At 61.4% G+C, this 12,704-nt stretch carries 10 protein-coding genes; 3 read left to right on the top strand and 7 right to left on the bottom strand.

The annotated features are described in order from the left end of the window. Positions 1–29: 29 nt before the first annotated feature. On the bottom strand, positions 30–2,786 hold the full coding sequence (gene secA, locus EK16_RS05140; protein WP_038035141.1) for a preprotein translocase subunit SecA: 2,757 nt from the start codon (positions 2,784–2,786) through the stop codon (positions 30–32). A gap of 589 nt (positions 2,787–3,375) precedes the next feature. Between secA and EK16_RS05145 the strand changes: the two genes are divergently transcribed. Together EK16_RS05145 and argJ are read left to right on the top strand one after the other, a co-directional pair. Beyond that, positions 3,376–4,362, top strand: a complete 987-nt coding sequence (locus EK16_RS05145) for a peptidylprolyl isomerase (RefSeq protein ID WP_051928958.1) — start codon at positions 3,376–3,378, stop codon at positions 4,360–4,362. Positions 4,363–4,538: 176 nt separating this feature from the next. Then, entirely contained in the window at positions 4,539–5,780 is a 1,242-nt protein-coding gene (argJ, locus tag EK16_RS05150; RefSeq protein WP_038035956.1) for a bifunctional glutamate N-acetyltransferase/amino-acid acetyltransferase ArgJ, read from the top strand. 89 nt (positions 5,781–5,869) lie between these two features. Here argJ and gshB read toward each other — a convergent pair whose 3' ends face one another. From gshB to trpS, 6 genes are all read right to left on the bottom strand, one after another. Beyond that, complete coding sequence (gshB, locus tag EK16_RS05155; protein WP_038035957.1) at positions 5,870–6,814, bottom strand: glutathione synthase; 945 nt, start codon at positions 6,812–6,814, stop codon at positions 5,870–5,872. Positions 6,815–6,837: 23 nt separating this feature from the next. Continuing rightward, positions 6,838–7,266 (bottom strand): YraN family protein, encoded by a 429-nt coding sequence (locus EK16_RS05160; RefSeq protein WP_038035142.1) that lies wholly within the window; start codon positions 7,264–7,266, stop codon positions 6,838–6,840. Between the two features lie 23 nt (positions 7,267–7,289). Further along, on the bottom strand, positions 7,290–8,021 hold the full coding sequence (locus EK16_RS05165) for a P-loop NTPase family protein (protein ID WP_038035144.1): 732 nt from the start codon (positions 8,019–8,021) through the stop codon (positions 7,290–7,292). Positions 8,022–8,203: 182 nt separating this feature from the next. After that, complete coding sequence (gene trxA / locus EK16_RS05170; protein WP_038035147.1) at positions 8,204–8,530, bottom strand: thioredoxin; 327 nt, start codon at positions 8,528–8,530, stop codon at positions 8,204–8,206. A gap of 148 nt (positions 8,531–8,678) precedes the next feature. Beyond that, positions 8,679–9,659, bottom strand: coding sequence for an iron exporter MbfA (gene mbfA, locus EK16_RS05175; RefSeq protein ID WP_038035150.1), 981 nt, complete (start codon positions 9,657–9,659; stop codon positions 8,679–8,681). 53 nt (positions 9,660–9,712) lie between these two features. After that, the gene (gene trpS, locus EK16_RS05180; RefSeq protein WP_038035152.1) at positions 9,713–10,756 is read right to left on the bottom strand and encodes a tryptophan--tRNA ligase; all 1,044 of its coding nucleotides are present in this window, start codon (positions 10,754–10,756) and stop codon (positions 9,713–9,715) included. A 272-nt stretch (positions 10,757–11,028) separates the two neighbouring features. Between trpS and EK16_RS05185 the strand changes: the two genes are divergently transcribed. Beyond that, on the top strand, positions 11,029–12,651 hold the full coding sequence (locus tag EK16_RS05185) for a lysine--tRNA ligase (protein WP_038035155.1): 1,623 nt from the start codon (positions 11,029–11,031) through the stop codon (positions 12,649–12,651). Positions 12,652–12,704 lie beyond the last annotated feature (53 nt).

The raw sequence follows: 12,704 nt of genomic DNA on the forward strand, positions 1-12,704 counted from the left end.
CCGTGCCTTTGGCGCCCGCCCATCACACCTCAGGCCAGGCGGCCGTGACAGCGCTTGTATTTCTTGCCGGAGCCGCAGGGGCAGGGCTCGTTGCGGCCCACCTTGCCCCAGGTGGACGGATCGTTGGGATCGCGTAGCTCCGGCGCCACACGCATGTTGGACGCCTGCGCCGGCGCTTCCTCGCCGAAGACGGCCTCGACAACCTCTTCCTCGCCCAGCTCATCCAGCCCGGAGAAGGGATCGACATGATGGGCCTGCATGGGCGGCAGTTCGTCCGCGCCGGGCAGCCCTTCCTCGTATCCCTCGGGCAGGATTTCCACGCGCATGAGCTGGGAAGTGACGGTTTCCTGCAAGTCCTCGATCATGCGCTCGAACAGGGTGAAGGCCTCGGTCTTGTATTCCTGCAGCGGATCGCGCTGACCATAACCGCGGAAGGAGACCGCCTGCCGCAGGTGATCGAGCATGGTGAGATGCTCGCGCCAGTGATGATCGATGGAGCGCAGGAGGATCTCCTTCTCCACCATCTCCATGATCTCATCGCCATACATCTCGCGCTTTTTGGCGTAATGCTCGTCGGCGGCCTTCTCGATGCGCTCGCGGATCTCCTCGTCGGCGATGCCTTCCTCCTCGGCCCATTCCTCAATGGGCAGATCAAGGGCGAGCACCTCGCGCACGCGTTCCTTAAGGCCCTTCACGTCCCATTTGTCGGGATATTCACCCGGCGGGATATGGGCGCGCACCAGACGGTCGATCACCTCATGGCGCATGTCCTCAACCGTCTCGGCCACCTCCTCGCCGCGCATGATGCTCTTGCGCTGCTCGAAGATGACCTTGCGCTGGTCGTTCATCACGTCATCGAACTTCAGAAGGTTCTTGCGGGCGTCGAAGTTGCGCGCCTCCACCTTCTGCTGTGCCTTCTCCAGCGCCTTGTTGATCCACGGGTGGGTGATGGCCTCGCCTTCCTTCAGCCCCAGTTTTTGCAGCATGCCGTCCATGCGGTCGGAACCGAAGATGCGCATGAGGTCATCCTGAATGGACAGGAAGAACTTGGAACGGCCGGGATCCCCCTGACGGCCGGAGCGGCCGCGCAGCTGATTGTCGATGCGGCGGGATTCGTGACGCTCGGTGCCGATGATGTAGAGCCCACCGGCCTCGATCACCTTCTTGCGGGCCTCTTCCACCTCGCGGCGGATCTCCTCCTCGCGGCGCTTGCGCTCCTCCGGATCGGTGACGTCGGCAAGCTCGGTCTTGATGCGCATCTCGGCATTGCCGCCGAGCTGAATATCCGTGCCGCGGCCGGCCATGTTGGTGGCGATGGTCACCGCGCCGGGCCGGCCGGCCTGGGCAACGATTTGGGCCTCCTGCTCATGATAGCGGGCATTGAGCACGTTGTGCGGAATGCCCCGCTGCTTGAGAAGCTCGGAGAGGTGTTCCGACTTCTCGATGGACGTGGTGCCCACGAGCACCGGCTGCTCGCGCTTGCGGCACTCCTCGATAAGGTCGATGATCGCCTTGTATTTCTCCTCAACGGTGCGATAGACCTCATCGTCCTCATCGATGCGCTGCACCGGCTTGTTGGTGGGAATTTCCACCACGTCAAGGCCGTAGATGTCCATGAACTCCTCCGCCTCGGTGGCGGCGGTGCCGGTCATGCCCGCCAGCTTCTCATACATGCGGAAGTAGTTCTGGAAGGTGATGGAGGCGAGCGTCTGGTTCTCCGGCTGGATGGGCACGCCTTCCTTGGCCTCCAGCGCCTGATGCAGGCCCTCGGAATAGCGCCGGCCCGGCATCATGCGGCCGGTGAACTCGTCGATAATGACGACCTCGTTGTCCTTGACGATATAGTCCCTGTCCTTCTGGAACAGGGTGTGGGCGCGCAGGGCCTGATTGACGTGATGGACGAGGGTGACATTCTCCGGATCGTAGAGCGAGCCTTCTTTCAGCAGGCCGGCCTCGCGCAGAAGCTCTTCCATGTGCTCGTTGCCCTTTTCGGTGAGCACGACGGTGCGCAGCTTCTCGTCCACCTCGAAATCGTCGGCATCCAGCTTTGGGATGAGGGCGTCCACCGCCTGATAGAGCTCGGTGCGATCCTCAACGGGGCCGGAGATGATGAGCGGCGTGCGGGCCTCGTCGATGAGGATGGAGTCCACCTCGTCGACAATGGCGTAATAATGATCGCGCTGCACCATCTCCTCGAGATGGTACTTCATGTTGTCGCGCAGATAGTCGAAGCCGAGCTCGTTGTTGGTGGCGTAGGTGACATCGGCGGCATAGGCCTCGCGGCGTTCATCATCGTCCAGGCCATGCACGATGACGCCGACGGAAAGACCGAGGAACTTGTAGATCGCGCCCATCCATTCCGCGTCACGGCGGGCGAGATAGTCATTGACCGTGACCACGTGCACGCCGCGTTCAAGCAGGGCATTGAGATAGACCGGCAGGGTGGCGACCAGCGTCTTGCCCTCGCCGGTCTTCATCTCGGCGATCTTGCCCTCGTGCAGGACCATGCCGCCAATGAGCTGCACGTCGAAATGGCGCTGCCCCAGCGTGCGCTTGGCGGCCTCGCGCACGGTGGCGAAGGCCTCCGGCAGCAGATCGTCAAGGCTGGCACCTTCCTTGAGGCGGGCCTTGAATTCATCGGTCTTGGCGCGCAGGGCCTCGTCCGAGAGCTTTTCGAACTCCGGCTCAAGGGCGTTGATCTGTTCGACTTTCTTGCGATAGGCGCGCAGCTTGCGCTCATTGGCGTCGCCAAAGACCTTCTTGGCAAGGGTGCGTAATCCGAGCATGGGTTTTCGGTGTTCTTTCCAGTTGGAGGTTGGCTTTAATCCGCCCTCTTGTTCAAGTGCCCGTAATCGTTAGCGCTTCCTGAAGGAGGGCACGCGGTGATTCGCGCCCGACGCGGCAACCCGGACAACCGCCGTTTTCATGCGCCTTGATAGGGAAAACCGGCGAAAAGGGCAATCGCCGTTCGTCAAGCTATCCCGGACCGGATCATGAAACTCTCTTCATTCAGCAGGCGAATGCCGCACACCGCAGGCCGATCACCCGCCATTGCGCACACGCAAGGCGCGCAATTCTGCCTGCATTTTGGATGTTGATCGTGTCCTGAAGGGCACATCGTGCAGATAATACGTCCGGGATGGTGATTCAATCGTTTTCATGTTCACCGTTAGCCGTTAATACATCGCCTCGGATGAGCAGCCCTGTTCGGAGCCTTTCCGGCTTTCCGAGGGCAGACCCGTTTCTGCCGCAATTGACCGGCACAGAACAGGGAAGGCCTGACAATAACGACGGGCAGGAGACTTAAAGCGGACGAAAAAACGCCGGGCCATAAGGGCCAAAACGGCACTCGTTCCGAACCAATCCGGACGTGACATGACCATGACGATGGCATCCTTTTCGCGCACACTGATCATCGCCGCAGGGCTTGGCCTGCTCCTGGCGGCACCGGCAACGGCCCAGCAGGCGGCCAAGAAGGACCAGGGCGCGGAACAGCCCAAGGCCGAGGCCAACATGCCCAAGGTCAATGGCGAAACCGTGATCGCCAAGGTGGGCAATTGGCCGATCACCACCAAGGATGTGGAACTGGCACTGGAGGACATTGGCCCGCAGCTGGTGGAGGTGCCGCCGAAGCTGCGCTATCAGCTCGTTGTGCGCTATCTCATCGAGCGCATGCTGCTGGCGCAACAGGCCCTGCGCGAGGGGCTGGAAAATTCCGATGAATACAAGCGGCGCGTGCGTTTCTATCAGTCCAAGGCGCTGCGCGATGCCTATTTCTTCACCAAGATCGCGCCGAAGGTGACCGATGCCGAGGTCCGCAAGGAATATGACGCCATGGCCAAGAAGGTCAAACCGGTGGAGCGCGTGCGGGCCCGGCACATCCTCGTCTCCACGAAGGAAGAGGCGGAAAAGGTTCTGGCTGAGCTGAAGAAGGGCGCCAAGTTCGAGGACCTGGCCAAGAAATATTCCAAGGACGGCTCCAAGGAATTCGGCGGTGATCTTGGCTATTTCACCTATGACGAGATGGTGCCGGAATTCTCCAAGGCAGTGTTTGCGCTGAAGGTGGGCGAAGTCTCCAAGCCGGTGAAGACCGATTATGGCTGGCACATCATCAAGCTCATCGACCGCAAGAAGGTGGGCATGCAGCCGTTCGACGTGGTCAAGGTGGGCCTGCGCAATCTGCTGCTGCGCAAGCGCGTGCAGCAAAAGGTGGCGGACATTGCCAAGACCACCAAGATCGAGTTCTATGATCCGGAGCTGAAGAAGATCGCCGCAGAGGTGGAAAAGCGCCTGAAAGAACTGCAGGAGAAGCAGCAGGGCGCCACGGGCGCGGGCAAGGCCGGATCGGGCAAGGGCAAGTGATTTTGCCCCGGATTTATGCCAGAATCAGAACCAGATCAGGCAAAAGCTGAAGCGGGCCGGATGAGGCTGTAGTCATTGCCTTTCCGTCGGAGTGGCCTGATCGGGTGTCGCCCTTGCTCTTGAATTTCCTGCGACACGATTTTTTCATTTCGCAGGCAGGGAAGGCCGCGATGAGCATGGATCTTGTGATATCCCCCCTGGCGCCGGCGCGCTTTCCGGAGATGCCCATGGTACCCGGCGTGCGTCTGGCAACGGCGGCAACAGGGCTGAAATACACAGGGCGGGATGATCTGCTCATTGCGACGTTCGATGATGGCGCCATCATGGCCGGTGTCTTCACCACTTCAGCCACGGCTGCCGCGCCCGTGTTGTGGTGCCAGGAGATTCTTTCCCATGGGAAGGCACGGGCGCTTGTGTGCAATGCAGGAAACGCCAATGCTTTCACGGGTGCGGCCGGACACAGGACGGTGAAGGAGACGGCCGCTGCTCTTGCCGATGCAATCGGATGCGCCCCGGAAGAGATCTTCGTCGCCTCCACCGGGGTGATCGGCGAGCCCTTCGATGCCGGCGTTCTCACCCGGCATTTTTCCGAAATGCTTGCGCACCCCAGTGCCTCCTGGGAAGAGGCGGCGCGGGCAATCATGACCACGGACACCTTTCCCAAGGGGGCGTTCGCCCGTGCACGCCTGCAGGGCAAGGATGTGACCATCTGCGGCATCGCCAAGGGCTCGGGCATGATCGCGCCGAACATGGCCACCATGCTGGCCTTTCTTTTCACCGATGCCGCCCTGCCCGCACCTCTCCTGCAGGCGCTTCTGAAGCGGGCCGTGGATGAGAGCTTCAACTGCATCACCGTAGATGGCGATACCTCCACCAACGATACGGTGCTGCTTGCGGCGACGGGCAAGGCCGGAAACGATGCTTCCCTTCTTGAAGGCTTGCAGGCATCGGATCCGGCGTTGACGGCATTCGCCGAAGCCCTGAACACCGTTTGCGGCGATCTCGCCCGGCAGATCGTGCGCGATGGCGAGGGGGCGGAAAAGTTTGTTACCGTACGGGTTTCCGGCGCGCCTGACGATGATGGCGCGAAACGGATCGCCATGAGCATTGCCAATTCACCGCTGGTGAAAACGGCCATCGCCGGAGAGGACCCCAACTGGGGCCGCATCGTCATGGCCGTGGGCAAGGCGGGCGTGCCGGTGCGGCAGGAGGAGATTGCCATTTCCATCGGCGGCATTCGCATCACGGAGAATGGCGCGGTGGTACCCGGATACGACGAAACACCGGTGGCCGAACACATGAAAGGGCGCGAGATCGACATTGCCGTGGCCGTTGGCGCCGGGCCGGGCAAGGCCACGGTCTGGACCTGCGATCTCACCCACCGGTATATCGATATCAACGCCGATTACCGCAGCTGACTTTTCAAGTACCCCCAAGGCCAGAAAGCGCGCTATGTCCCGCGGCTATCCGGCGCTTGTCCGGAAGGCAGGGCGGCGTATTTGTCCATTCAGGATTTCAGGCGTGCTTCCACGGCATCCCAGAAAAGAGCGGCGATGTCCGGGCCGCCGAATCGCTTGACCTCGCGGATACCTGTGGGCGAGGTGACGTTGATCTCGGTAAGCCAGCCGCCGATGACATCAATGCCGACGAAAAGAAGGCCGCGGCGCTTCAGCTCCGGGCCGATGCGGGCGCAGATTTCCCTTTCGCGATCAGTCAGTTCCGTCGGTTCCGGCCGTCCGCCGACATGCATGTTGGAGCGGGTCTCGCCGGGCTGGGGCACGCGGTTGATGGCGCCGGCCACTTCGCCATCGATGAGGATGATGCGCTTGTCGCCCGCCTGCACATCCGGGAGATATTTCTGCGCGATGAAGGGCTCGCGAAAGGTCTGCTGAAACAGCTCTACTAACGCGAGGAAATTGGCATCGTTGGAGGTGAGACGGAAAACGCCGGCGCCGCCGTTACCATAGAGCGGCTTGAGGATGATATCGCCGTGTTTGGCGCGGAAGTCCATGAGAGCGCCGAGATCGCGGGTGATCAGCGTCGGTGGCGTGAGATCGGCGAATTCGAGAACGAAGAGCTTTTCCGGGGCGTTTCGCACCTCGCGCGGATCGTTGACGACGAGCGGGCGCGGATGCAGCTGTTCGAGAATGTGGGTGGCGGTGATGTAGGCCATGTCGAAGGGCGGATCCTGCCGCATGAGAATGACGTCGAAGCGGGAGAGATCCATCACTTCGGGATCCTTGGCGGTGAAATGATCGCCGGGCACGTCGCGCACAAGCACGCAGCGGCCACGGGCGCGGATGTTGCCCGGCTGATAGGCGAGCGCCTCCGGCTGGTAGACGAAGAGGGAATGGCCGCGTGCCTGCGCTTCCAGCATCAGGGCGAAGGTGGAATCGCCCCGGATGTCGATGCTCTCCAACGGGTCCATCTGCACCGCAACTTTCAGGGCCATGGTCGTTTCCACCTCCTTGAACCTCACATGCCGGTTCCCGCGACGTCCTCGGAAAAGGCGTCCATGACATGAACGGGCCACAGGAACCGGTTTACGGCGATGATATCGAATCGACAAGTGAGGGTGTTGAGATCGGCATGGCGGGCAAGCCACCAGCGGGCGGCACGCACGATGCGCGCCTGCTGATGGGCTCGCACGGCGGCCATGCCCTCGTCATGGCGGGGGCGATATTTGACCTCGACGAAAATCAGCGTGCGACGGCGGCGGGCGATGATGTCCACCTCGCCCACGGGCGTGCGCACACGACGGGCGAGAATGCGCCAGCCCTTCAGCCGCAACATCCAGACAGCAGCCGTTTCGGCCCACAGTCCCTTGTGCCAGCGTCTGCGATCACCCCGCCGTTGCGGGGAGGAGGACGGCCCGCCTCTTTCTGGAAAGGAAGGGTGCGGCATGTCGGCCGGTCCACTTTTTCAGATCAGATGAGGCCCATATCCTTAAGCCCCGCCATGTCAAGACGCAGACGCAAGCGCTCAAACTGTTCGAAAACGCCGTTGACAGCATCCTGCAGCTCGAAATCCAGCAGGCTGCTGGGGGCGCGCAAGCGTCCGCGCAGGAGGTCCGCAAAAGAGAAATCGGATGCTTCCAGCCAGGCCCAGGCTTCCGCGGAAAATTTCGGCAGGAGAATCTCGCCGTCCTGCAGCAGGTCCACATAGAGACGGGCGGCGCCTTCATCCTTCAGGGCATCGCCAATGGCGGCATTGCGCACGGGCACAAAACCGGCGCCGCCCCGTTCGGCAAGGGTGTGCAGGGCGCGGGCGTGTTCGAGGCTTTCGCGGTCGCGGTCGATGAGGAAATGAACCACGGCCTCCATGCCGGCGCGGGCGGCTTCCGTGAAGAGATCAAGCCGTTCGAGATCCTCAGCGAAGGCATCGAAATGACGGGCCGGCACATCCACGATGCAGGGAAGGTTGGTGCGTTCCATGATGGCGTCAAAGGTGGCCACCCGGCCCATGGTGTTGGAGAAATCGACGGTAAGCGATGCATCGGCAAAGCGCGCAGCCAGGGGAAAGGCCGGCGCATCCAGATCGATGATGAAAACCGGCCGCTCCCGCAGGCGCAGCCAGTCAGCCAACAGGCGCGCCAGCAAGGTCTTGCCGTTGCGGGCGCGGTCGGAACAGACGATGAGAAGCTGGCCGCCTTCGTTCATGAGCGTTACCGGGACGATGGGCTCTTATCCGTCACCAACGGCATAAAACCGCGTTCGGAAGCGGCAGGCAATCTCCATTCGTTCAGTTGCGGATAACCCGGTGCATTCAGGCAAGGAAAAGGGCCGCGCAATACCGTTTATTACGCGGCCCTCACGAATTCTGCAGCAGATAATTTTTTTCGTCAGGCGTTGGCGATGGCGCTTTCCACCCAGGAAGCAATAGCGCTCTTGGGTGCGGCGCCGACCTGCTGGGAGATGACCTCGCCGTCCTTGACGATCATGAGGGTGGGAATGCCGCGCACGCCATAACGGGCGGCGAGGTTGGGGTGTTCGTCGATGTTGACCTTCACCACCTTCACCTTGTCGCCCATTTCCGCATCGATCTCGTCGAGAAACGGCGCGATCATGCGGCAGGGCGCACACCACTCCGCCCAGAAATCCACGAGCACGGGCTTGTCCGCCTTGAGAACCTTCTCCTCGAATTCGGCTTCCGTCACATGTTCGACCATGTCTGTCGTCTCCCAATCCCTGACCGGCGGCCGACTCCGAAGGGCCGGACGCGCCCGTCTTGCCGATGATGGCGCAAGGATTACCGGCCCTGATCTGACGGGTCAAGCGCAAGGGGCGCCGCATGGTGAAGAAGCAAAGCCCCCCGCCTCAGGAACTGCCGATGAGCATGCCGGTGGCAAAAACGATGAGGCCGCCGATGACGATCTGAATGAAGGCGCGGGAGAAGGGCGTTTCCATGAAGCGCCAGCGGATCCAGGCGATCAGGAGCAACTGCAGGACAACGACGATGATGGCGATCATCAGGGCCGTGTCGAAATCCGGGATCAGGAACGGCAGGGCATAGGCAAGGCCGCCCAGCATGGTCATGATGCCGGAGGCCAGCCCGCGCACGAGAGGATGACCGCGGCCGGTGAGCTCGCCATCGTCGGACATGGCCTCGGCAATGCCCATGGAAATGCCGGAGCCTACGGCCATGGCGGCACCAACCAGGAAGGTCTCCCAGGAGCTGCGGGTGGCAAAGGCGGCGGCAAACACCGGCGCGACGGAAGAGACGGCACCGTCCATGAGGCCCATCAGGGCCGGCTGCACCACCTGCAGGGCGAACAGACGCCGCTTGGTCTGTTCCTCTTCCAGCTTGGCATCGGCATCAAGATGCTCAAGCTCCAAACGCGCCGCCAGGGATTCATGATGACGCTCGGCATCGGCGAGCCATTCCAGCAGTTTTCTGACCTCGGGGTCCTTGGCGCGTTCGGCCGCCGCCTTGTAGAAGCGGTAATTCTCAAGCTCCATGACCTCGGCGCGCCGGCGGGCGCGATCAATATCCAGCTCGTCAAGAAGCCAGATGGGATCGTGTTCGACAAAGCCGATCACGTCCTCACGGCGAATGAGGGGAATGATGTCGCCGAATTTCTTGCGATAGAGGTCTTCCAGAGCCTTGCGATGCTGCAGCTCCTCCTGGGCCATTTCCATGAAGATGCGCGCCGAATGCGGGAAGTTCTCCTGAAGCTTGCTGGCGAAGGTCATGTAAATGCGCGCATCGTCCTCCTCGGAGGAAATGGCGAGCGCAAGGATCTCCTTCTCCGAAAGCTCGGAAAAGCGCTTCTTTTTCTGTCGGGCCAGGAGGGCCATCGCCCCGGTCTCCTCTCATGCGTTACACGGTTTGCGGCATCACGCCCTAATCCTTAGCCAATGAAGCCGACGATGGCCTTGACATCGCGCCAGATGGGATCGGCAATGGCACGGGCGCGTTCCGCCCCGTTCTTCAGGATGGCATCAAGATGGGTGGGATCGGCGAGCAGGCGCTTCATCTCGGCATTGATGGGCGCGAGCGTTTCCACGGTCAGCTCCGCCAGCTTCGGCTTGAACTCGGCAAAGCCCTTGCCGCCGAATTCATTGAGAACGTCCTGCTTGGATATGCCGGCCAGCGCCGCATAGATGCCAACGAGATTGTCGGCTTCGGGGCGCTCTTTCAGCTCTTCCACGGTCTCTGGCAGCGGATGGGGATCCGTCTTGGCCTTGCGGATCTTCTTGGCGATGGCATCGGCATCATCGGAAAGATTGATGCGGGAGAGATCCGAAGGATCGGATTTCGACATCTTCTTGGTGCCGTCCTTTAACGACATCACGCGCGTGGCCGGCCCGGCGATCACCGGCTCGGGCAGGGGAAAGAAGCCCTCGTCGAACTTGTTCAAGCCAAGCTCGCGGATGCGGGGGCCATAGTCGTTGTTGAACTTCTGGGCGATGTCGCGGGTCAGCTCTAGATGCTGCTTCTGATCCTCGCCCACCGGCACCTTTTCGGCATGATAGAGCAGAATGTCCGCGGCCATGAGCACCGGATAGTCATAAAGCCCCACGGAGGCCTTCTCGCGGTTCTTGCCGGCTTTCTCCTTGAACTGGGTCATGCGGTTCAGCCAGCCGATGCGGGCCACGCAGTTGAACACCCAGGCCAGCTCGGCATGGCCGGAGACCTGCGATTGATTGAATATGATGTGCTGTTCGGCATCGACACCGGCAGCGATGAAGGCGGCGGCCACCTCGCGGATGTTCCTGGTCAGCTCGGCCGGATCCTGCCAGACGGTGATGGCGTGCATGTCCACCACGCAGTAGATGCATTCGTGGTCGTTCTGCAGCTCCACAAACCGGCGAATGGCGCCGAGATAGTTGCCGAGATGCAGGTTGCCCGTGGGTTGCACCCCGGAAAAGACGCGCGGTTTCTTCTCGCTCATGGCCCTGATCGCTCCTGTTTTGCCGGATGGACGGATTTGAGAATGTCGGCATGCCTTCTTTCCGCCCGGCCGGCTCGCAACGATGACCTTGCCGGGCTATATGCACCGCCAGCCGGCATCTGCCAAGCGGGAAGCGCAGGAGAGGATTTTCAAGACCCGGCATGCACCTTGATCTTTGCATTCACCACGCCTACTAGCAGAACACCCAAAGCCCCCGCGCTGAAAAATGCGCGGATGAAGACGGCATGAACGACAAACATGGATCAGGACTCATGAACAGCGATGCCCTGCCCGCCCTGCGCGAGGCGGCAATGGAAGCCAAGGCCTGGCCCTTTCAGGAAGCGCGGCGGATTTTGAAGCGCCTTGAGCGCCAGAAGGATCGCGACCCGGAAAAGCCGGTGTTGTTCGAGACAGGTTACGGTCCTTCAGGACTGCCGCATATCGGCACCTTCGGCGAGGTGGCGCGCACGCTCATGGTGCGCCATGCGCTGGAAACCATCGCCGATGTGAAAACAAAGCTCATCTGCTTTTCCGACGACATGGACGCCCTGCGGAAAGTTCCGGAGAACGTGCCGAACCCGGAGCTGCTTGAGGCCAACCTTGGCAAGCCGCTCACGAAGGTGCCGGATCCCTTCGGCTGCCATGAAAGCTTTGGCGCGCACAACAACGAGAAGCTGCGCCAGTTCCTCGACGCTTTTGGTTTTGATTACGAATTTGCCTCGTCCACGGACTATTACACCTCCGGCCGCTTCGATAAGGCGCTGTTGCGCATGCTGGAGAAGTTCGACGAGGTGATGGCCATCATGCTGCCCACGCTGGGCGAGGAGCGGCGCAAGACCTACGCGCCGTTCCTGCCCATCCATCCGGAGACCGGCATCGTCATGCAGGTGCCGGTGGAGGAGGTGAAGCTGGATGCCGGCACCATCGTCTGGCGCGATCCGGACACGGGCAAGGCCTATGAAACGCCCGTCACCGGAGGCAGGTGCAAGCTGCAGTGGAAGCCGGACTGGGCCATGCGCTGGTACGCGCTGGGCGTGGATTATGAGATGGCTGGCAAGGACCTTATCGATTCGGTGCGCATTGGCGAGAAGATTGTGCGCGTGCTCGGCGGGCAGCCGCCGGAGACCTTCATCTATGAACTGTTTCTGGATGAAAAGGGCCAGAAGATTTCCAAATCGAAGGGCAATGGCCTGACCATCGAGGAATGGCTGCGTTACGGCACGCAGGAATCCTTGCAGCTGTTCATGTACAACAAGCCGAAGACGGCCAAGCGGCTGTATTTCGATGTCATCCCCCAGCATGTGGATGACTATTACGCCCACCTGCGCAAGTATCCGGAGCAGGATCTTAAGGAGAAGCTCGCCAACCCGGTCTGGCACATCCATCAGGGCAATCCGCCGCAGGTGGACATGCCCATCACCTTCTCGTTGCTGTTGAACCTTGTTTCCGCCGCGCATGCGGAGGACAAGAAGGTGCTGTGGGGCTTTGTCTCGCGCTATGCCCCCGGCGCCTCGCCGGAGACGCACAGGGAAGTGGACCGGCTGATGGATTATGCCATCAACTATTACGAGGACTTCGTGAAGCCAACCAAGCGCTTCCGCGAGCCCGACGAGCGCGACCGCGCCGCGCTTGAGGACCTGGCGGAGAAACTCGGCGAACTGCCGGCGGAGGCGGATGCGCAGGAGATCCAGAACATTGTTTATGAGGTGGGCAAGGCGCATGGATATGAGCCGTTGCGCGCATGGTTCAAGACGCTCTACGAAGTGCTGCTGGGCCAGCCGCAGGGGCCGCGCTTCGGCTCTTTCGTCGCGCTCTATGGCATTGAGGAAACGCAACAGCTGATCCGTGATGCCCTTGCCGGAAAACTGACGGCGGCGCAAAATGGCGCTGAATGATGCGGGCCTGCCAAAGGGGCGGTGATCGCGCCTGACGCAAGGTTTTTTGCGCA

This window comes from Thermopetrobacter sp. TC1 (assembly GCF_000746275.1).
Taxonomy (GTDB): Bacteria; Pseudomonadota; Alphaproteobacteria; order Rhizobiales; family Aestuariivirgaceae; genus Thermopetrobacter.

Bases quoted from the DNA above. Each gene is read 5' to 3' on its own strand.
- secA (WP_038035141.1), bottom strand. From the start codon at position 2,786: ATGCTCGGATTACGCACCCTTGCCAAGAAGGTCTTTGGCGACGCCAAT.
- EK16_RS05145 (WP_051928958.1), top strand. From the start codon at position 3,376: ATGACCATGACGATGGCATCCTTTTCGCGCACACTGATCATCGCCGCA.
- argJ (WP_038035956.1), top strand. From the start codon at position 4,539: ATGGATCTTGTGATATCCCCCCTGGCGCCGGCGCGCTTTCCGGAGATG.
- gshB (WP_038035957.1), bottom strand. From the start codon at position 6,814: ATGGCCCTGAAAGTTGCGGTGCAGATGGACCCGTTGGAGAGCATCGAC.
- EK16_RS05160 (WP_038035142.1), bottom strand. From the start codon at position 7,266: ATGCCGCACCCTTCCTTTCCAGAAAGAGGCGGGCCGTCCTCCTCCCCG.
- EK16_RS05165 (WP_038035144.1), bottom strand. From the start codon at position 8,021: ATGAACGAAGGCGGCCAGCTTCTCATCGTCTGTTCCGACCGCGCCCGC.
- trxA (WP_038035147.1), bottom strand. From the start codon at position 8,530: ATGGTCGAACATGTGACGGAAGCCGAATTCGAGGAGAAGGTTCTCAAG.
- mbfA (WP_038035150.1), bottom strand. From the start codon at position 9,659: ATGGCCCTCCTGGCCCGACAGAAAAAGAAGCGCTTTTCCGAGCTTTCG.
- trpS (WP_038035152.1), bottom strand. From the start codon at position 10,756: ATGAGCGAGAAGAAACCGCGCGTCTTTTCCGGGGTGCAACCCACGGGC.
- EK16_RS05185 (WP_038035155.1), top strand. From the start codon at position 11,029: ATGAACAGCGATGCCCTGCCCGCCCTGCGCGAGGCGGCAATGGAAGCC.